We start from the raw sequence: 21,782 nt of genomic DNA, 5'->3' as shown, positions 1-21,782 counted from the left end.
AAAAAAATAAAAAGGTCATCCAATCAGATAACCTTTTTACGTTAATTTACTTCCCTATGCTTACAGTTACTATTTCTGATTGTCTTAAGTGGATTTTATTTTCTGTAATTTTTTGGACTTTATCTTCTAATATATTCGATCTATACTTATCCCCTAATAAACTACAACTACTTAAATTCAATATAGTTTCTTCTTCGTTTAAATTGTATACCCTTAATATATTATTTCCATTTTTACATTCCCTTTTTAATATTGACCACATTATACCATACCCCTCTACATTTAGTAAACCGTTTGCACAAGGTATTTCTCCACTTTGTATAGACATTTGTTTAGAAATTATAGGTATTTGGAATAAATGAGCTTCCTTATAAGAATCAAATACTTCTTTACCATGAGGTATTATTTCAAGCTCTACTTTATGATTTCCTAAACACTGAGCTTCTGGAGTTTCAAAAACTCCCCAATCACCTAATTCCCTAACACTTCTTAATAATGTAACTGCAATTGTATTTCTACCATTATTCAAAATTTCATATTCATTTAACCCTTTATTTGCAATTGTAAGTCCATAGTTATTGTCATGTATATTTACAAATGTATGCTGATGTTGGCAATTGCATGGATTTTCCCAAGATGCATGTGGAATATTATTTCTCTTTGCTACCTCAAATATTGATTCTGCATAATGAACATTACTTTCTATATCTGTATTAAATAACATCCTCATTCTATGATCTTTACATATATTATTAAATTCAGATTCAATCTTTATCCCCTTAGCACTTTTTTCTAAAGTTAATGTAGTTTTTATTTCCATCTGTAACGTTTCATTAACTCTTTGTGCCTTTCTATGCTTAAATTCTAATACTTCTTCAATTTCTTTATCTAATAAGTAATCTGCACTTTTTGGAATATCCCACTTGTGAATAACTTCTACAACAGCTTTATATGGTAAATCTTCTTTTATATTTATATTAGCTTTTATGCCCTTAGTAGTTAATGGTGTCTCTCCCTCTGGCATTTTATAAATATATTCATTACCTATATCACCTGTATTTTCATATATACATAAATCTTTGAAATTTTTATTAGTATTCTTATCTAATAAATCAATGCTTCCATTTTCATTTATTTCAACTCTTATATTTTCATTTTCTAATATATTTTCATTTATTAAGCTATTAATACTATTTTCAATGCTATTTGAGTCATCCTCTACTAAAGCATATGTATCCCATCCAAAAGACTTAATATTATTTGTTTCAATCTCAACACTTACTAACCTTGAGTAATATGGTTGTCTAAATTTATCATCTGGTAAATCATATCCAAATTTTATTCCTAAATCAATTATATTTGAATTTATTTTATTCCCATTTATATCAACTACTTTAAACTTAGGAAGCTTTATATTTTTCATTTCTTTTGCTATTTCATTTGGATGTCCTTCTTTAAAATACTTTCTTACTATATCAACCTCAACTTTAACTAAGCCTTTTCTATCATACCCAGATGTATTTAAAACTAAAAATGGATATACATTTTCTCCTAAATCTTTAAATTTCAGAGTATTTATTTTACTAGATATATAAGTTAAACTTTCATTTACAATATACTTAGCAACATCCTTAGCTTTATCAAATCTAGCTACCATTTCTCTGTGGACTTCATCTACACTACATCCACAAATACTATCATGAGGATGATTTTTCATTAAAGATTTCCATCCATACTCAAATAAATGATGAGGATATTCAAATCCATATTGGCTTGCCATAGTTGCTATCGGTTCAGCTACTTTTTCAAATAAAGTCTGACAAAGTTGGTTCCACTGCTTTAAGTAAACTCTAGATGAAGCTGTATTAGCAAGTGTGTACCATCCATCAGTTTGCTGACTTCTTAATTCTCCCTTTATAATTTGTAAATCTTTATCTATATTACTTTTTAAATCATTTACATAATCTTCAAAGTTAGAATGTATAAAATCTATATCACTATATATGCTTTTAGCTGTTTTTATAGCTTCTGATAAATCAGTCTGAATAGGTTGATGATCACATCCATTTAAAAATAATAAGTGGTTTGTTGATGCAAATTTTCCAGCATCATCTATTCTCTTACTCCAATAATTTTTAGCTTCATTTTCATCAGTTGGTATTTCCATACCATTGCAATACCAGTTAGCAAATAATATCCCCAATACCTTTGATCCATCTGGGCTTTCCCAATACATTTCAGAGTATGGAGATTCAAATTTATCATCAGCACTTACTTCATTGTTAAAACCAGTTGGTTTAACTCCTCTTCCAAAAGCTGCAGCATCTATTCCTGCTTGCTTTAATATTTGAGGCGCTTGCCCCATATTCCCGAAAGAATCTGGAAAGTAACCTATTTTGCACGCTTTAACACCATAATTATTTGCATCTTTATGTCCATATTGTAAATTTCTAACATTTGATTCACTACTTGTCAAAAACTCATCTTGAAGAACATACCACGGTCCTATTTTAAGTCTTCCTTCTTTAATAACTTTTTCTAAAAGCTCTTTTCTATCAGGTCTAACTTCTAAATAATCTTCTAATAAAACTGTTTGTCCATCTAAGTGATAATATTTAAATTCTGGATCCTTCTCAAATGCATCAAGTAAAGTATCCATAGTTTTTATAAGCATCATATGATGTGTTTCATATGGTAAATACCACTCTCTATCCCAATGAGTATGAGATATTATATGTGCAGTCTTTTTCATAAAAAAATCCCCCAATACTAATTCTCTCCACCACCAAAGTGTTGAAGTCCTATTATTATAAGGCAAAGTGGTATAAATAGTTGTTTTCGAAACACTTAAAGCACATGCTCTTAGTGCTTTGTGTGAAGAAACCAACTGTTTATACCACAAGCCTGCCCCTAAGGGACTTATATTACTTCATTTTTATCATAAGTGTTTTCATTTCATATGGATTTACAACAACATTTATAGAGTTTTCATTTCTTAAATTCTCTATTGGTTTTTCCATTAAGTTTGTCTCCATCCATCCAGTAATTTCATAATCACTATCTATACTTACATTTTGTCTGCTTCCTGAATAATCATGGAAACGGATTATTATCATATCTTCATCTTCAGCTTTCTTTATAGCATCAACTAATATATTTGCATCATTAAATTTAAATAATTGCTTTTTAACTTCACTCTTTAACATTCCTTTTATAGCTCTTAACGGTTGATTAAGTTCATATGCATGCTTTACTGTGTTTCCATCTATAAAGTCTCCACTATGAGGTAATAGTGAATAAGTAAAGTTTTGTTCTCCTTGATCTTGTACTGGATCAGGGTGCGTCGCTGATTTTAACAATGTTAATCTCATTACATTGTCTTTTATGTCATGCCCATATTTACAATTATTTAATAAACTTACACCATAATTTCTTTCAGATAAATCAACCCATTGTTGTGCAACACTTTCAAATCTAGCTCTGTCCCAACTAGTATTCCAGTGAGTTGGTCTTTTTACATTTCCAAACTGAACATCGTATGTAGCCATAGTGCTTCTTATATCTACTACAAATGCTACTTTAAGCAATTGCTTTTTTTCTCTCCAATCAACATTTGTTTTAAAATCGATTCTATTGCTATTAGCGTATACTATCATGTCTTGATTTATTGTTGTGTTCATATATTTATATTTAAATCTTATAACAGCTTTTAGATTTCCAATTTCTATTAATTCAACACTTTTTAAATCCTTTACTTCTCTCATCTTCTCTTGATAGAATATATCAATATCCCACGCTTCATGTGCCATAGGTTTGTCTTCAAACATCTGAAGAACATTTCCTCTCTCACCCTTAGCTAATACTTCTCTTCTATTTTCTTTATCATATATAGATATTAGTTGTCCATATTCATTCCATTTTATCTCGTATTTAGGAGTTAAAACTTTCCCATCACAGTACTCAAATGCCGAATTGTTGTCATCTTTAATATCATTTACTTTTAATATTATTCTTTTATATCCAAGTGCTGGAATATCTTTAATTTCTATTGTATATTCATCTTTATTTCTTTGGTACTCTAGTTTATTTCCATCTTCATCATAAAAACTTCCATCTTCATCACATTTTATATCTATAGATTCAGTTCTATTCCAGTTAGAGTTATTTACTATTGTCCAAGTGTGTTCATCTTTATTTATAGATATATCTTCAAGTTTATTTTGTATACCTAAAGCTATATCTTCTGCTTCTTTATACTCTTGTTTTGCATCTTCATAAACTTCCGTTATAGATGAACCAGGGATTATATCATGGAATTGGTTTCTAAGTATAGTCTTCCATCCTTTAGTTATTTCATTGTTATCATATAATGACCAGTCATTATTAGTTAAACATGCTACACTTGATAACCACTCTGTTTCTCTATATAAAAGTTCTAGTTTTCTATTCATCATTTTAGTGTATGCCTGACTTGTATATGTGCCTCTATGATATTCTAAGTATAACTCTCCATCCCATGTATGCACATATTCATCAGTTTTTTCTACCTTTTCTTTTAAACATCTAAAGTATTCACTAGCTTTTCCAGTCTTTACATTAGGTAATCCTGGCATTTTATCTAATCTTTTTCTATATTCTAACATTTCACGGTTTACTCCACCGCCACCATCTCCGAAACCATAAGATACTAATAAATCATTAGTTATTCCTTTATCTGTATATGCATCCCATACACCTTTTACTGTTTTAGGTGTAAGTCTTCCATTATATGTGTAGAACCAAGATCCAGGTTGACTCCATGGCTCTGGAGTTGTTATAAAGTGAGTTAGTATTTCTGAACCATCTATTCCTCTCCACTTAAACGTATCATGTGGCATTCTATTATATTGATTCCAACTTATCTTAGTTGTCATAAACATATCTATTCCAGATTTTTTTAATATTTGAGGTAGTGCCCATGAATATCCAAATACGTCTGGTAACCATAAATATTCAACATCTTTATTAAATTCTTCTTTTATAAATCTTGAACCTACTAAAATTTGTCTCACTAAAGATTCTCCTGATGGTATATTGCAGTCTGCTTCTAACCACATTCCACCGTCAACTTCCCACTTACCATCCTTAACCTTTTGTTTTATAGCTTCATATAATTCTGGGTAATCATTTTTTACATATTCATATAATTGCGGCTGTGTTTGTAAAAATATGTACTCAGGATATCTTTCCATTAATCTTAATACTGTTGAAAATGATCTTGCACATTTCTCCCTAGTGTGTTTTAACCTCCAAAGCCAAGCAACATCTATATGAGTGTGTCCAATACAAGTTACATTAACTACTGAATGTTTATCAATTTTATCTATTTCTTCATTTAAATAATCTGATGCTTCATGCAACGACTTATAAAAATCTTCATTTCCTGGATATGACCAATCAATTAATTTAAATGCATTGTTTAGTATCTTTGTTAAATGAACTTTATCTGGAGAATATTCATCTAGTTCTCCTATAGTTTCTAAAATTACACTTGCATTGTAGAATAAGTCATCTGCTTTCTCATCTAACCATGCTAATTGTGCTCTGTTTATACGATGTTCTTGTTCTCTTGGAATTCCGCCACCTTCAAGTCCAGTCCATAGTCTAAATATTAATTCAACACTAGTTCCATTAATATCTTTCGGTAAAAACACTTCTTTGTGATTACTATCAACGCCTTGGTAAGGCTTATTATTAAGGTAAAATAACGATTCAAATCCAGAGTTATTTCCAGCTCCAGTTTCTCCAAAATCAAATATACCAACAACAGTTTTATTCTCCCAGTTTGATGGTATATCAACTACCTTTTGCATCCAAAGGTATAAATCTCTTCCTTTCCATGTCTCCCCAGTTTTTATAACTCCATCATACTCAGTTGGAATATTAGGTGCTATATCTCTATCCCCATTTAACTTCGTGTTAAAATATTCAAGTTCTACTTTATCTCTATATCTATAATCATCTAGTTCATGTATTCTATTTCTAAGTTTATCTATTGTATAAAACATATCTTTCATGTTTTTTTCTCCCCCTTCGCTAATATAGTCTCATTATATTTAGAAACGTTTTCACTGTCAATTTGATATAAACATCTATATTTACTTAGTATAGCTTTTATAATATAAGTGTAGTTTTAGCTTGTTGTTTGTTAATCGCCTGTTTATTTCTATAATTTGTAATAAGTATACAAACTTAAGTTTATATTCAATATTCTTATATAAAATTGATATATAGCCGTTCTCTGAAAACATTTTCTTAAATTATTCTATTTTATATAATATAATTAACTTAAATTAATTATTCATTATGGAGGTTTAACATGAAAAAACTTGAAGATATTAAGCTATTTAGAGATTTAGAAGAAGCTTCTTTAAAATATAGAGATTTAGAGTTTAAAAACAAAGATACAGAAATTGAATATAACACTCAGTTGCAAAATCTTTTGCTTAGTTATAAATCACAACTACCTCAAATAAAAAATAGATACGATTTTATATCAAAGCAAGTTAAAGATCAATCTAATTATTACTCTTCTAAAAATGTTTATACTACTATAATTAGTTTGAATAACTTAGTTAGCTCTAAATGTGATTATATAAAAAATTACGATTTAGATAGAGAACATACATGTGTTCATGCAGTAATAGGATCAACTGTGGATGAGCTTTCTTTAATTAATAACTCTATAAAGAATAAAGATTTCTTAAAAGATAAGCATACTTATTTATACATATATGAAAAAATATCAATAAATAGCTTTATGAACTTTTTAGCTTTAAAAGATATGTCTATAAACAAAAACTTAATAGATGCTTTATCTCAATTAGTCCTTGCTCAAATTCAGTCAGTAGCTCTTGTATCTTTATAAAACAAAAAGGTTGTAAATTTTTACAACCTTTTTATATAAGTATCTGAATTTGGCAACTATATGTTTTAGTATTAAAAAAATCATTAAATAACTCAATTTCAATAAATTTTTTTACTTCTAATTTGTTTTCTTTTATGTATTTTACAATTTTATTTATACAGTCTTCCTCATTTTCTTTTGTGTATGCTAATGTTAAATAATCACCTTCAGGTAGTAAATCTATATGTTTATCTATTTTAATATTTTCCTCGTTTATTATTTCACTGAATACATAAAATGGCTCTACTTTTCCATTAGAATCAAAATCATATCCAATGCCTCTTTCTATCGATACATTTAAATTTTTGTTTTTAATAGTCTTTTCTAATTCTGAGTAAGGAATGAGCTCTTTTAAACTTCCTACTTCTTTACACGGTTCTACTACTATATATCGTTTATTAAAATGTTTAATCCTAATTTCACCATCTTTTATTAATTCTTTTGAAGATTCAACACTACTATTTAGATTGTCAATATTAGTTATTATTTCTTTCATTTTTATTATATTTTCTTCAGCTTGTGCTCTTTTTACATGTAGATATTTTAAAAGTTTTTCTGTTTCACAATCCTTAAAAATTTCTTGAAGCTCAGCTATGCTAGTTCCTAATGCCCTACATCCTTTTATTATATCAATATATATAAATTGATCTATTGAATAGTACCTATATCCAGTATTATCATCTATATATTTAGGAATTAAAATTCCAACTTTATGATAATACCTTAATGATTTCACAGTTATTTTTTTTATTTTTGAAACCTCTCCTATAGAGTATAAATTTTTCATAAATTTTCATCCCCTAATTTTAAATTTTTCACATTGACTCTCCCTTTAGGGTATACATTACTATCATTATAAGGTATTTTCAACAGAAATTTTACTTTTAATTTATTAGTTAGAAAGGATAGTGTGTCTATATGAAAAATGTAGTTTATAGAAATTTAGAGAAAAAAGATTATAATCGTATTAAAGAATTGATTAATAATGCATTTGGGTTTAGTGAATTTATAAAAGATAGTGATTTATTAGAATGTATATTAAATATTTACTTGCAAGGATGTCTTTTAGATAGTTCATTTAGCAAGGTTGCTGTAAAAGATAATGTTGTTATTGGCATAATATTAGGAAATGCAAAAAATGATAAAAAACATTTAAGAAAATTTTCTAATATTTTAAGTTGGGTTTCTAGTGGTGCAAAATTAGCTTTTTCTAGTAAAGAAAATAAAAACGCTATAAAGGAATTTTCCAAAGTATCACAAACTTATAAAGAGATTATCCAAGGTAAAGAAGATAACTTCCAAGGTTCTATTCAATTGTTTATTGTGTCTGAAGAGTCTAGAGGGCTTGGAGTTGGAAAAACATTAATTAAATATCTATCTAACTATATGATTGATATGAAAGTTAACAGTATCTATTTATATACAGATACTAGATGTAACTATGGATTTTATGATAGCCAAAACTTTGATCGTCTAAATGAAAAAGAAATTTATTTTGATACAATTCCATCTAGTTTAAATATTTTTTTATATGGATATAAGTTCAGCTAAATATAGGAGGTACCTTTTGGTACACTCCTAATTTAAAAATTATCAATTTTACTTACCTTTAATATACTTTCATTTTCTGATAGTAAGCTAATCAAATCATTTATACATATAAGCTTTAAGTCTTTTAATGTATATATAACATTAAATTCATCTACAAACTCTATAGATTCAATTTGTAATTGTAAATCTTCAATTGAATTTTTTAATTCTTTTATAGCTTCGGTTTTAGATTTGTATTTTATAATAAGTTTTATCTTTGTAGATTTATTTATATACTTACCTTCTATTTTCTTTAAAACTACAAGTACTATTATTGTACTAATACCACCTAAAATACTTACTTCATAAAATCCCATTCCTGTAGCGATTCCAATACATGCAACTGTCCAAATAGAAGCTGCTGTAGTTAGTCCTTTAACAGAACCTTTAGTTTTTATTATAGTTCCAGCTCCTAAAAACCCTATTCCAGAAACTACTTGACCAATAAATCTTCCATCATTCACCTTTACTATTCCTGAAAGGGCTGGCTCACTTGTTATTTGGCTTAGTGCCAAACTTGCTAACTGTACTTGTATTAATGCAGCTATTGTTGCGCCTAAACAAACTAATGCATGAGTTCTAAATCCTGCCGATACATTTTCTCGTTCTCTATTAAAACCAATTATACCACCTATAAAAATAGATAGTAAAATTCTTATAACTATATCTTGTATTTTCATAAGATTACTCCTACTTATAAATCTTTTTTAGTAAGATATATACCCTATATAAATTAAATTTATCAAGATATAAGTTGAATATCTACTTATTAAATTTTCCTAGTTTTTCGTTAATACTTCTTACTCTATGACTGAATATATTCCATACTACAATATAAAAAACTATAAATGTCAAAATAAATGAAGCTATTCCAAAAAAGTCCTTAGGCATCCATCCTGTTAAATATGAAATTGGAAAATATACAATTGTAATAAGTATTAAATTTATAGAAGTCTGTTTTAATAAACTCCATTCTTCTATAGAGTATAAAGCACTTAGTCCTGTACAATAAAAACCCGTAAACGCTGAAGCTAAAAATTGAATAAAAAACTGTTCTCTTGTTGTTTCAAAACTGCTTATATCGTTAGTTAATAAAATTATAAAAAACACTAATTGGCCTATAAATACCCCTCCTGGTATTCCATAACACACACCTCTATGTATAAATGTTTTTATATATTTACTCATTTTAAAAACCTCCATTTTTTAAATAATCTTTTATTTTTGATATGTATCTTCTAGATATACTTTCCTTTTTACCATTTATAAAGTTAATAGTTAAATTTCCACTAAAACTCATATCTATGTTTTTAACTTTTTTTAAATTTACAATAGAAAATTTCGAAACTCTAATAAATGATGTATTTTTAAAATTCTCTTCTATTTCATATAGCCTTTCGTCTACTTCGTATCTAAAATCTTCAGTCTCAACAAATACTTTTTGATTTTCACTGTAGAAAAAATATATATCTTTTACATCCAATATATATACTTTTTTATCTGATTTACCTAAAATATATTTATTTTTTGTAGTTTTTAGTTTTTCTAAAATCTCCATAGTCTCATCATTCATTTCATTTGACATTAATATAACTTGAATTTCTTCATACCTTTTGTCTATATCTATATCTATTTTCACATCCTTGACCCCCTATCTGAATTTAATTATACATTATCAATTTTCAAATTCCATAAGTTATATCTAAAAGGTGTTTTAAGTTATATAAGCGGTATTTTTTTCAGTATAAAAAACATAAAAAAAACTATATTATTTAATATAGTTTCTTTTCTTGTAGTAAAAATTTATTTAATTTTATTTTTCATGAGAGTAAAGAGTACCACCTATTAACTCTTCTTCTTTCTCTAGGTATTCTCCAACTCTTGGGTTTATTGCTTTAAAGAACATATTTAAGAAGTTTAATAATATAAAGAATACTACATATGTTGCTATGAATATTTCTATATTACCTAGTAAATTAAATATTGATCCTAATTTTGCATATCCTATAGATGTAAAGTATACAGCTAACTTATACGCTGCTAAAGTAGCTATTGCTAATGGGAATGTAAATGATGCATATGTTGGTTTAAACCCTTCTTTAAATAATTTTAATATATATCCATATACAACTACTAAAAGAACTAATCCTGTTACTATTAACCAAGTTAACATATATATATTAGGATTTGGATCTATTGTTAATATACCTACTACTCCAAGTGGTGCAGGTGAACAAACTATACCAACAGTAGGTAATTTTTTATCATCTAGTATCTCACTTTTAAATACTATATAAAGAACTACTGGTAAAAGTATTGTGTAGAATACAAATCCAAACATTAGCATGAACTGAGCTATTTCTGGTATTATACCTCCCATACCTTTACTAGCAACACTACCTGTTATCATACCTGTATATACTATAAAACAAGTAGGCATTATATTACTAAATTTCTTTTCTTTAATTCTTATTACTGTATAAAAAATAATTATTGCATAATGATAAATAGCTGCCCCTATCCATAATGTACTACATATAGTTGGAAACTTAGGATAGAAGTATCCACAAACTAACCACGTTACCATCCCAAGCGTTGGATAAAATGTTCCTACAACTGGATCTTTTAATTCTTTATACATTACTTTTGGGAATTTAACTGCTCTTATAATCATTAGAGTAAGCATGCCTAATGCTATAGCTATAGCAATTGGTTTTAGATATCCGATATCTTTAATTTGCCAACTGTTACTAAGTGTTATAAACGCTAAGCATGTTCCACTTATACCTATGTGCATGTTCTCAAGTTTATTTATATATTTATTCATTTAACCACCCTCTATTATGATATTTTGTATTTATAAATTATTTTTTTAAGTCTAATTTAATTTTTAATTACATATATATATATACCTCACAAGTATTGATTTTACACAGTTTTAAGCAATTTTACTAATTCAAGTTCTTCATACTTATCATTTATTTTTTTAATGGTTATCTATGCATCCATTAATTTAACTTATCTTTAGCTATTTTTTAATTTGAAAATTTCATAGTTTTTTTGCATAAAAATATCCTATATATAAAACATTTTTATCAATGTTTTATATATAGGATACATAAAAATATAATTATTAAATTTTATAAATCTATTTCATTAAGAATTCTTTTAAGTTCTCTTAATTCATCTGTACTTAAAGTTAACCCTTTTCCCATTTTATCATGATTCGAATCCCAATCTCTTATATCAAATTTAGGTGCTCTATCATTCCAACTTACTAAATTTAATTCTTTTCTCCATCCATTTGAAGTTTCCGAAATAACACCAAAGTTTTCTTGTATATCAAATTTTATACCTGCCATATCATCACCTCTTAATTATTTTCCTGTATATAGTTCAAATCTATAAACTTGATTAGTTATATTATCTTCTCTTCCTTCTTCTACCTTCTCTTGAAACATTTTAAGTGGTCTAACATACATATCATAAGGAGGATAAAGCATTTGATATGATACTAATTTCTCTCCCGTTTCTGAATGTTTCACTATACTATGTACATAATATAAGTTCCCTTTAAAATGTCTGTATGGTCTTTTCTCTTGTATTTCATAAGTCATAATATCACCTCATTTCTAAATCATTTTAATATGTATTTTATACCCATTTTTATTTTATCTATCTAATATATTGTACAACATTTTTATATTAGCCCTGCAATTATATTATTTTTACTTAACATAAGTAATACTTACCTTAAATATAATCACTAACTATTTATTTTAAATTTAATAAAATTATTAATCAGTACTTATTATTATATTTATTGAATACATGAACAATATCTAAATAACAACAAGTTCCTTTAGGATTATTTACAGTGCAATTACTATTTTTCATTGCTCCTGTATTTTTTATAACCTCTTCTACACTTTGAGCACCTTCTTTGATACTATTTTTTATATCATTTTCCGTTACATGATTACAATAACATACGTATTCTCCAATAAATACCTCTTTATTTTCATGTGAATTGCAGCAACACTTTTCTTTATCCACTTATATTCTCCCTAAAAATTATATCTAATTCTTAATTATACTATAAATTATAATCTTAATAAAAATAAAATTTTTTATTAACTTAAAAAATGAACTCTAATAAATAGAGTCCATTTTTAGATTAAAATTTATATTGTATAAAAAATAAAAATGTATTATCTGTAATTACATTGACTTATAACTTTCTAATAACCTTATATAATGATTAGCTTCTCTTAATACATGGTCTCCAAGAAGTGGTAGTATTATAGATTTTATTTTACAACTAGCAATTTCTTCTGTTCCTGCTTGTTTAAAATCCTTAAGTTCAATAGTTTGACTTAAAGTTTCATCTATAGTATTTTTTATTGTAACATCGGTCATTGCTTTTGCCTCTTTTATAAGTTCATTAAAATCATCTGCAAATTCATCTGCTGTTTCAATCAATTTATTTTCAGAAGGATCAAGTAATCCTCTAATAAATAGTGCATGTTCCATCATAATTTGATCCCAAAATAACTCAGTTTCTTTAGCACCTTTAGAGTCAATATCAACCTTATTATCAAGATCTTCTACTAACGACAGATATAATTTTGCTTCACGAATTATATGTTCAATAAGTAATGGATAATTAGCTGTAAATAAATTACAAGATAATACTCCCTCTAATACTGTTTGTTTAAAATTAATAAGACCTTTAATAATTTTTTTTGCATTACTATTAAGCTCACTTACATAATTTATTAATTTACTACTAACCTGTGGATTATTTCCACTACGCAATTTAGCCTCTAACTTAGTTATGTTTTGATTTATTTCTATTCCTGTGAAATTTTGTGTTTTTTGTTCTGTTCCCAGTGTGTAATCAGTAATTAATTCCCCAGATTTTAAAACCTCAGGTCTGATTACTCCATTACTAGCGCTTATTGCATATGATAATAATTTTTCAAACTCTTTTTTATAATGTTCTGCACTATTTGCTAAATCGGAGTTTTTGGGTGTAAATCCAGCCTCTAAAAAAAGTGAATGTTCTTTCATTATTCTTGCAAAAAACAAATGTACCTCAAGCGATAAAATAACATACTTTTGATCGTTTATCATATACTCCTCCTAAAAAACATTTTGCTGTATACTATGCATAAAAACTTTGCTTAGTGAATAAAAAAAGGCATAGGATTTCTCCTATACCGTTTTTTATTGCATTTGAAATTTTAAAATTAAAATTTTTACTTATACTATTAAACAGCTAAACTAGCTTCTTTATTTAACATTGATAATAGTTCAGATATATCAGAAATTTCGTATGTAGGCTTTATATCGTTAGATTTTTTATCTAAAGGATTAAACCATACACAGTCAATACCAAAATTATTAGAACCCTTTATATCAGAAGCTAAACTATCCCCTATCATAAGAGTATTTTCTTTTTTCATAAAATCGTACTTATCAAAAATTATTTCGAAAAACTTAGAGTTTGGCTTTTCAACTCCCATTTCTTCTGAAATAAATATATCATCAAATAAATACACCATTTTAGAATCTTTAAGTCTTTGTTTTTGAGTCTTTCCTATACCATTTGTTCCTGCAAATATCTTGTATCCTCTATTTTTTAATTCCATTAAAGTTTCCATAGCTTTAGGAATTGTTTTATGTCCTTTAGTTAAGCAATTTTGATATTCTTTTTCTACTATTTCACCTTTAACATCATATCCATACAAAGCAAAAAATTCTTCGAATCTTTTAGTTAGTGCCTCTTCTTTTTCTATAGTTCCTTGTTCTATCTGACTCCAAAATCCTCTATTTATAGACTTATACTGATTAAATGATTTTTCATCAAAAGGAATATTATACTTTTTAAAAATAACCTTTAAAGAGTTTCTTTCGTTATCTTGAAAGTCTAACAAAGTATCATCTAAGTCAAATATTAAATGTTTATATTGTTTCATGTCTTCACCTCTTTTTATATAATACTCTATTTTAATTAAAAATAATATGGATTTAGTTAAATTTTGAATCTAACTTAGCTTGTCCTATTTAAAGTAAAAATAGAGAAGAGCTTAAAAGTACTCTTCTCTAACATCCACAATTAGGGGTAACTTCTACAGGTATAACTCTATCTAAATCAGTTCCCTTACAACACATTTTTAAAAATCCGCAACCTACCCTTTCCCCTACAAATGTTGTGCAAAAACACCCATCTCCAAAACTAAGAGCTGGACTAAAGCTAAGATTTCCTATGCTGTAATCAGATAGTTCAAATTCAATAAGAGGATTCTTTATAGGGTGGCCGTGCTCATCTACTAATATTCCAAATATCATTTGCTTACAACCGCACATAACCTCAACCTTATACGGGAACATTAACTTAAGACAAACAGGTCTTGGTCCATGAGGCTTGCATTCTGGTTTCTTTTTCTTTCTACCCCTATAGCTATCATCTAATACAAGTTCTTCCTTATCAAAATTTATTTTATCTAGTATAAACTGATGAAGTTCTTCTTCATTCGTTATATGTTTTCCATCTATCATAAAATTAAATTTACTCATAAACCCTCCCACCTCATAATAATTTTAAAGAATACTATATATTATGTTTAAGGCTTGAAAGTTGTTCATACTAAAATAGAGTCTTAATCGTAAAAAAAGTAGTAATCTTAACCTAAGATTACTACTTTTTCCTGTTAGCTTGCCTTTTTAAAAGTTTCAACTTCTTCTTTTAACCAATTCTTACCTTCAACTAGTCTTGCAACTAGCATAGAACTTACTGTATTTCCAGTTGTGTTAAGTACAGTGTTAGGTATATCTGTTATTGTAGTTATTACTGTTAATAAAGGAATTGCTTCAACAGGGAATCCGAAGATGCTTACCACGAGCATCTCACCTATAAGTCAGCCACCTGCTACAGGAGCCATAAATACTCCAACAACAAGTACTGTAACTAATAAGTTTAGTATGTTCGATGGGTCTGCCATATTTCCACCTAGTATTCCAGTTAAAAATGCAACTTTTACTATAACGGATAATACCGAACCATCTTTATGTATATTAATCCCTAAAGGTATAACTGTTTCAGCTATATCATCTGGTACCCCTATTTTTTTACTTGCTTCTAAGTTAGATGGTATACAAGCAGAGCTTGATGATGTCGCAAGAGCTGTAGCTATTGGACTTATAGAGTTTTCATAGAATTTCTTAACTCCTTTTTTACCACCTGATAAGTATGCATATAATGTATAACATACTGCAAAATATATTGCAGCTAATACACAATAAGTTAAAAATACTCTTATGTAACCTGCTATTATTTCCTGACCTAGTTCACCTATAATCGATGCTGTATAACATCCTAAACCTATAGGCCCCAACTTCATTATAATTCCTACTACATTTAATATTACATTTGTTCCTTCATTAAGTATGTTCTTTATAGTTTTTGCTTTTTCTCCTAAAACGGCAATTGAACTTCCTATTAGTACTGCAAATACTACTAATTGTAATAAGTTACCGCTTGAGAACAATTCACTAAAATCAGAAACTGTAACTGAATTTACTATTTGAGTTAGTAAATTTCCTTTTGATGCTAATTTTTCTTGGTCTGGTGCAACCATCATTTCTTTTACTGAGTGAATATCGATTCCTTTTGATGGATTGAAAATTATAGTACCTATAATACCTACGACTGCCATTACTAATGTAGTTAATGTGAAAACAATAATTACATTTTTCATTATTTTCCCGAATCTTTGCATGCTATTGACGTTTGCAACCCCCGATGCAACGCTGAAGAACACAAGTGGGACTACTATCATCATGATTAAATTGATGAATAAATCTCCAAATGGTTTAAGAACTGTAGCTTTTGGCCCTAGTATAAGTCCTACTATGGCTCCAATTATTGTACAACCTAGTAACACAAATGAAGACTTATACGTTTTTAAAAAGTCTTTCATGTGTAAACCCCTTTCCTGATATGAGTATATTTGTCGCTCCCGAAGAACATTGTATTCAAAATAATTTTTAAAGTCAACGAGTATAGTTTTTTACAATATTTTACATATATTTTATAGTTTTTAACTATATATCGAAAAACAATATAAAAATAAGGCTATGAACTTAATATCCATAGCCTTATATATTAATCTTATATTGATTTTTCTTCACTTTCTTCTTTTATATTTTTCTTATTTGCTACGCCTGTAAGCATAAGCGTTAACGCTCCATCAGCAGTTACATTACACGCTGTTCCAAAACTATCTTGAAGCGCAAATATGGTTAAAATAAGAGCCGTTCCTGTCTCATTAAATCCTAATACACTAGTTATTAATCCAAGTGATGCCATAACTGTTCCGCCTGGAACTCCTGGAGCACCTATAGCAAATATACCTAGTAAAACTATGAATAATATCATAGATGATACATCTGGCAACTTACCATAAAGAATTTGTGAAACTACCATAACGAAAAATACTTCTGTTAAAACTGATCCACATAAATGTATATTTGAAAATAATGGTATTGAGAAGTTTGAAATATCTTTTCTTAAAACTTTGGATTTTTTCGCACATTCAATTGAAACAGGCAAAGTTGCCGCTGAAGACATACTTCCTACAGCTGTTAAGTATGCAGGTCCATAGTGTTTTAATACTTCCATAGGATTTTTCCCCGACATAAACCCACTTAAAGCATATAAAAATGCAAGCCATATAAAATGCCCTATAAGAACTATAATGATTACTTTTATAAATACTGGTAATTGATTTGTTATAGATCCTTCATAAGCTAATGTTGCAAATGTAGTTGCAATAAAAATTGGAAGCAATGGAATTACTATTTTTTTTACCAAACTAAGAACTATATCTTGAAATTGATCTAGTAGTTTTTCAAATAAATCTGCCTTTGTCCAAGCAGTTGCAAGCCCTAAGATTATTGATAAAAATAAAGCACTCATAACCGTCATAATTTGAGGAATGTCTAACTGAAATATAAGAGCTGGTAATTCTCTTAAAGTGTCTGTAGTTGATTGTATTGATAATTTTGGAATTAACATATATCCGAAAATAGCAGAAAATGTAGCTGCTCCGATAGAAGATATGTAAGCAAAAGTTATAGCATACCCTAAGAGTTTAGAAGCATTGCTTTTAAGTTTTGCAACAGATGGAGCTATAAATCCTATTATTATTAAAGGAACTGCAAAGAAAATTATCTGACCTAAAATATACTTTAATGTTACTATAACATTCATAAAAGATTTTGGTGAATAAAGTCCAATTAACAGACCTAAAAAGACAGCTAATATGAGTTTGAATATTAAGCTATCAAATAATTTTTTCATAAAAATCCCCCCTCTTTAAATGTTATATAAACAAAATAGTATAGTCAACTAACTCTTCACTTTATAGATATTTTCAATAAAATCTGTTTATCTGTATAGAGTTTTTTTATACATCAAAAAATGAACTCTAATTAGAGTTCATTTTATCTTATACTTTTATTTTCCTTTAAAAAAGTCTTCTATCTTTTGTCCGAAAGTCTTCTTTTTTTCATGAACTTCATCTCCACAAGACTCCGCAAATGCTTTTAGAAGTTCTTTTTGATTATCATTTAATTTTTTAGGAATTTCAACTGTAACCTTAACATATTGATCACCTCTTGCATTCCCTCTCATTTTTGATATACCTTTTTCTCTTAATCTAAATACTGTTCCTGTTTGAGTTCCTGCTGGAACATTATACATTACTTTACCATCTAAAGTAGGAACTTCTATTTCGTCTCCAAGTGCAGCTTGAACAAATGTTATAGGTAATTCAAAGTATACATCATATCCATCTCTTGTAAATAATGTATGAGGCTTAACATTTACTATTATATATAAGTCTCCCCTAGGTCCACCTTTTGATCCTAAGTCACCTTGACCACTTAACTTAATTATTTGATCATTATCTATACCTGCTGGTATATCAACTTCTATAGTTTTAGTTTTTCTAATCTTTCCATTTCCACTACATTTAGGACATGGTGATTCTAAAACTTCTCCTTCTCCGTTACATGTAGAACAAGTTCTAGTACTCATTATATTTCCAAATGGTGTTCTTTGAGCTGTTCTAACCTCTCCAGAACCGTTACATGTTGGACAAGTTTTTTTAGATGTTCCATCTTTTGCGCCGCTTCCGTGACATTCACTACACTCTTCAGTTCTATTTATCTTTATAGATTTTTTAACTCCAAATGCAGCTTCTTCAAATGTGATAGTTACAGTTTGTTTTATGTCAGCTCCACGTTCAGGACCTCTTCTTCTAGGTCTTCCTCCGCCAAAACCGCCTCCGAACATATCACCAAATATATCTCCGAATATATCTTCAAAGCCTCCAGCTCCACCGTTAAAGCCTCCAAATCCGCCTTGTCCTCCGAAGCCTCCGTTTACACCATCATGACCAAATTGATCATAATTAGATCTCTTTGTATCATCTGATAATACTTCATATGCTTCGTTTACTTCTTTAAACTTTGCTTCTGCTTCTTTATCATCTGGGTTTCTATCTGGATGATATTTCATTGCAAGTTTTCTGTATGCTTTTTTTAACGTTTGTGCATCAGCACCTTTGTCGACACCTAATACTTCATAATAGTCTCTTTTAGCCACGCTTGCCACCACCTTCGTATTACATAACAATAGCTTGTAGACGTCTACAAGCTATTATTAATTTTATATATTTATTATATACAAGTAACGTTGATTTTCAAATACTATTTTTGATCATCTACTTCTCTGAAATCAGCATCTACTACATTGTCATCTTGTTTAGCTTCTTCTTCAGCTCCACCTTGTGCTTGTTGATCTTGAGCAGTTTGTTGGTACATTTGCTCAGCTATTTTGTGGAACTTTTTGTTTAATTCTTCTAAAGCTTTATTTAATTCTTCAGCTGTAACGTCTTCTTTAGCTTTTAATTCTTTTAATTTAGCTATTTCTTCTTCAACTTCAGATTTAGCATTAGCATCAACTTTATCTCCAGCATCAGCTAAAGTTTTTTCCATTTGGTATATAGTAGCTTCAGTTTGATTTAATGCTTCTATTTTTTCTTTCTTTTGTTTATCTACTTCAGCATTCATCTCAGCTTCTTTAACTTTTGCTTGTATTTCTTCTTCACTTAAGTTAGTTCCTGAAGTTATAGTTACCTTTTGCTCTTTTCCTGTTCCTAAATCTTTAGCTGTAACGTGTACTATACCGTTAGCATCTATATCAAAAGTAACTTCTATTTGAGGTATTCCTCTTGGAGCTGGTGGTATATCAGTTAATTGGAATCTACCTAAAGTAGTGTTGTCAAAAGACATACTTCTTTCACCTTGTAAAACATGTATATCAACAGCAGTTTGGTTATCTGCAGCAGTTGAGAATACTTGAGATTTTTTAGTTGGTATTGTTGTATTTCTTTCTATTATCTTAGTCATTACATTACCCATAGTTTCTATTCCTAAAGATAATGGAGTAACGTCTAGAAGTAATAAGTCTTTAACATCTCCAGCTAAAACTCCACCTTGTATAGCAGCACCTGCAGCAACACATTCATCTGGGTTTATACCTTTGTGAGGTTCTTTTCCTATGAATTTCTTAACAGCTTCTTGAACAGCTGGTATTCTTGTAGATCCTCCTACTAATAATACATCATCTATATCAGAAGTTGAAAGTCCAGCATCTTGTAATGCTCTTCTAGTTGGTTCCATAGTTTTTTCTACTAAGCTTGCTGTTAACTCATCAAACTTAGCTCTTGATAAATCTATGTTAAGATGTTTTGGTCCTTCAGCTGTAGCTGTTATGAAAGGTAAGTTTATATTTGTACTCATTGTTGAAGATAATTCTTTTTTAGCTTTTTCAGCAGCTTCTTTTAATCTTTGAAGCGCCATTTTATCATTTCTTAAATCTACACCTTCAGATTTTTTGAATTCTTCAGCTAAGTAATCTATTATAACTTGGTCAAAGTCATCTCCACCTAATCTGTTGTTACCAGCAGTAGCTAAAACTTCAAAAGTTCCATCTCCTATTTCTAGTACAGATACGTCAAATGTTCCTCCACCTAAGTCAAATACTAATATTTTCTTTTCTTGATCTAATTTATCCATACCGTAAGCAAGTGCAGCTGCAGTTGGCTCATTTATTATTCTCTTAACATCAAGTCCTGCTATTCTACCTGCATCTTTAGTTGCTTGTCTTTGAGCATCTGTAAAGTATGCTGGAACTGTTATAACAGCTTCAGTTACAGGTTGCCCTAAGTAGCTTTCAGCATCTGATTTTAATTTTTGTAATGTTATAGCTGATATTTCTTGTGGACTATAATCTTTTCCATCTATATTAACTTTGTAATCAGTTCCCATGTGAGTTTTTATAGATATTATTGTTCTATCTGCATTAGTAACTGCTTGTCTTTTAGCAGGCTCTCCTACTATTCTTTCTCCATCTTTTGTAAATGCAACTACTGATGGTGTAGTTCTCATTCCTTCGCTATTTGCTATTATTTGAGGTTCTCCACCTTCTAATACTGCAACACAAGAGTTTGTTGTTCCTAAGTCAATTCCTATTATTTTTCCCATTTTAATATCCTCCTTAAAAATTTATATGTTAATTGATATTAATTCAATTTTATTTTTTTATTCTATGTTAGCAAGATACTTTAACCATTGATGGTCTTAGCACCTTTGTACTTAATTTATACCCTTTTTGTAAAACCATAACCACTTGGTTTGCTGGTGTTCCATCTACTGATTCTTGCATAACTGCTAAGTGTAGGTTTGGATCAAATTCTTGACCTTCAGCTTCTATTTCTTCTAGTCCGAATTTTTCAAATGTAGCTTTTAATTGTTTTTGCACCATATCTATGCCTTTATACATGTTATCTTCTTTATCTGTACAAGCATCCATAGCTCTTTCCATGTTATCCATAACAGGTATTAATTCATTTAATATTTTTTCATTAGCAAATACACCCATAGTTTCTTTCTCTTGTTGAGTTCTTCTTCTATAGTTTGCGTACTCTGCTTGAAGTCTTTGAAGAGTATCTGTAAGTTCTTCTATCTTGCTATCCTTCTCATCAGCTTCATCTACTTCTTTAGCTTCAGTAGCCTCTTCTATAGCTTCTTCGATAACTTCTTCTACTTCCTCTGATGCATTATCTTTTATATCTTCTTGTAATTCTTCTTGTATATTGTTTTCCAAAACTTA

19 protein-coding genes and 1 pseudogene are annotated in these 21,782 nt (G+C 28.7%); 2 read left to right on the top strand and 18 right to left on the bottom strand.

Annotated elements, in window-relative coordinates; genetic code table 11:
• Positions 1-46: 46 nt before the first annotated feature.
• Together KXZ80_RS03525 and KXZ80_RS03520 are read right to left on the bottom strand one after the other, a co-directional pair.
• A complete protein-coding gene (locus tag KXZ80_RS03525) occupies positions 47-2,752 on the bottom strand; it encodes an alpha-mannosidase (protein ID WP_021432105.1) in 2,706 nt (901 codons plus the stop codon).
• A gap of 172 nt (positions 2,753-2,924) precedes the next feature.
• Positions 2,925-6,056: an alpha-mannosidase gene (locus KXZ80_RS03520; protein WP_021432104.1), complete on the bottom strand. Its 3,132-nt coding sequence runs from the start codon at positions 6,054-6,056 to the stop codon at positions 2,925-2,927.
• A 302-nt stretch (positions 6,057-6,358) separates the two neighbouring features.
• Between KXZ80_RS03520 and KXZ80_RS03515 the strand changes: the two genes are divergently transcribed.
• The gene (locus tag KXZ80_RS03515; protein WP_021432103.1) at positions 6,359-6,907 is read left to right on the top strand and encodes a hypothetical protein; all 549 of its coding nucleotides are present in this window, start codon (positions 6,359-6,361) and stop codon (positions 6,905-6,907) included.
• Between the two features lie 31 nt (positions 6,908-6,938).
• Here the strand turns inward: KXZ80_RS03515 and KXZ80_RS03510 are convergent, their stop codons facing one another.
• Positions 6,939-7,733: a MerR family DNA-binding transcriptional regulator gene (locus KXZ80_RS03510; RefSeq protein WP_021432102.1), complete on the bottom strand. Its 795-nt coding sequence runs from the start codon at positions 7,731-7,733 to the stop codon at positions 6,939-6,941.
• A gap of 131 nt (positions 7,734-7,864) precedes the next feature.
• Between KXZ80_RS03510 and KXZ80_RS03505 the strand changes: the two genes are divergently transcribed.
• On the top strand, positions 7,865-8,497 hold the full coding sequence (locus KXZ80_RS03505; RefSeq protein WP_021432101.1) for a GNAT family N-acetyltransferase: 633 nt from the start codon (positions 7,865-7,867) through the stop codon (positions 8,495-8,497).
• A gap of 32 nt (positions 8,498-8,529) precedes the next feature.
• On the opposite strand, the gene KXZ80_RS03500 is transcribed toward KXZ80_RS03505, so the two are convergent.
• The 15 genes and pseudogenes from KXZ80_RS03500 to grpE all read right to left on the bottom strand — a co-directional run bounded on the left by KXZ80_RS03500 (position 8,530) and on the right by grpE (position 21,776).
• A complete protein-coding gene (locus KXZ80_RS03500) occupies positions 8,530-9,216 on the bottom strand; it encodes an MgtC/SapB family protein (RefSeq protein ID WP_021429871.1) in 687 nt (228 codons plus the stop codon).
• 82 nt (positions 9,217-9,298) lie between these two features.
• Positions 9,299-9,724 (bottom strand): DUF3021 domain-containing protein, encoded by a 426-nt coding sequence (locus KXZ80_RS03495; protein ID WP_021432100.1) that lies wholly within the window; start codon positions 9,722-9,724, stop codon positions 9,299-9,301.
• Position 9,725: 1 nt separating this feature from the next.
• Positions 9,726-10,175, bottom strand: coding sequence for a LytTR family DNA-binding domain-containing protein (locus KXZ80_RS03490; RefSeq protein ID WP_021432099.1), 450 nt, complete (start codon positions 10,173-10,175; stop codon positions 9,726-9,728).
• A gap of 174 nt (positions 10,176-10,349) precedes the next feature.
• Positions 10,350-11,363 carry a TDT family transporter gene (locus tag KXZ80_RS03485; protein WP_021432098.1) on the bottom strand — a complete coding sequence of 338 codons (1,014 nt, stop codon included), beginning with the start codon at positions 11,361-11,363 and terminating at the stop codon, positions 10,350-10,352.
• A 313-nt stretch (positions 11,364-11,676) separates the two neighbouring features.
• Positions 11,677-11,898 (bottom strand): YdbC family protein, encoded by a 222-nt coding sequence (locus KXZ80_RS03480; protein ID WP_021429829.1) that lies wholly within the window; start codon positions 11,896-11,898, stop codon positions 11,677-11,679.
• Positions 11,899-11,913: 15 nt separating this feature from the next.
• Positions 11,914-12,153, bottom strand: coding sequence for a DUF1653 domain-containing protein (locus KXZ80_RS03475; protein ID WP_021432097.1), 240 nt, complete (start codon positions 12,151-12,153; stop codon positions 11,914-11,916).
• A 184-nt stretch (positions 12,154-12,337) separates the two neighbouring features.
• A complete protein-coding gene (locus KXZ80_RS03470) occupies positions 12,338-12,592 on the bottom strand; it encodes a (2Fe-2S)-binding protein (protein WP_021432096.1) in 255 nt (84 codons plus the stop codon).
• A 165-nt stretch (positions 12,593-12,757) separates the two neighbouring features.
• A complete protein-coding gene (locus KXZ80_RS03465; RefSeq protein WP_021432095.1) occupies positions 12,758-13,672 on the bottom strand; it encodes a DUF2935 domain-containing protein in 915 nt (304 codons plus the stop codon).
• Positions 13,673-13,809: 137 nt separating this feature from the next.
• Complete coding sequence (locus KXZ80_RS03460) at positions 13,810-14,517, bottom strand: YjjG family noncanonical pyrimidine nucleotidase (protein WP_021432094.1); 708 nt, start codon at positions 14,515-14,517, stop codon at positions 13,810-13,812.
• A 127-nt stretch (positions 14,518-14,644) separates the two neighbouring features.
• Positions 14,645-15,118 (bottom strand): hypothetical protein, encoded by a 474-nt coding sequence (locus KXZ80_RS03455; protein WP_021432093.1) that lies wholly within the window; start codon positions 15,116-15,118, stop codon positions 14,645-14,647.
• 134 nt (positions 15,119-15,252) lie between these two features.
• Positions 15,253-16,521: pseudogene (locus KXZ80_RS03445) on the bottom strand (dicarboxylate/amino acid:cation symporter).
• Between the two features lie 191 nt (positions 16,522-16,712).
• On the bottom strand, positions 16,713-17,903 hold the full coding sequence (locus KXZ80_RS03440; protein ID WP_021432092.1) for a dicarboxylate/amino acid:cation symporter: 1,191 nt from the start codon (positions 17,901-17,903) through the stop codon (positions 16,713-16,715).
• A 156-nt stretch (positions 17,904-18,059) separates the two neighbouring features.
• Positions 18,060-19,211, bottom strand: a complete 1,152-nt coding sequence (dnaJ, locus tag KXZ80_RS03435; protein ID WP_021432091.1) for a molecular chaperone DnaJ — start codon at positions 19,209-19,211, stop codon at positions 18,060-18,062.
• Between the two features lie 104 nt (positions 19,212-19,315).
• On the bottom strand, positions 19,316-21,154 hold the full coding sequence (gene dnaK / locus KXZ80_RS03430; protein ID WP_021432090.1) for a molecular chaperone DnaK: 1,839 nt from the start codon (positions 21,152-21,154) through the stop codon (positions 19,316-19,318).
• 67 nt (positions 21,155-21,221) lie between these two features.
• Complete coding sequence (gene grpE, locus KXZ80_RS03425) at positions 21,222-21,776, bottom strand: nucleotide exchange factor GrpE (RefSeq protein ID WP_021432089.1); 555 nt, start codon at positions 21,774-21,776, stop codon at positions 21,222-21,224.
• Positions 21,777-21,782 lie beyond the last annotated feature (6 nt).

The sequence above is a fragment of the Paraclostridium bifermentans genome (assembly GCF_019916025.1).
Lineage (GTDB): Bacteria > Bacillota > Clostridia > Peptostreptococcales > Peptostreptococcaceae > Paraclostridium > Paraclostridium bifermentans.
This window is presented reverse-complemented; position numbering and strand designations above follow the sequence as displayed.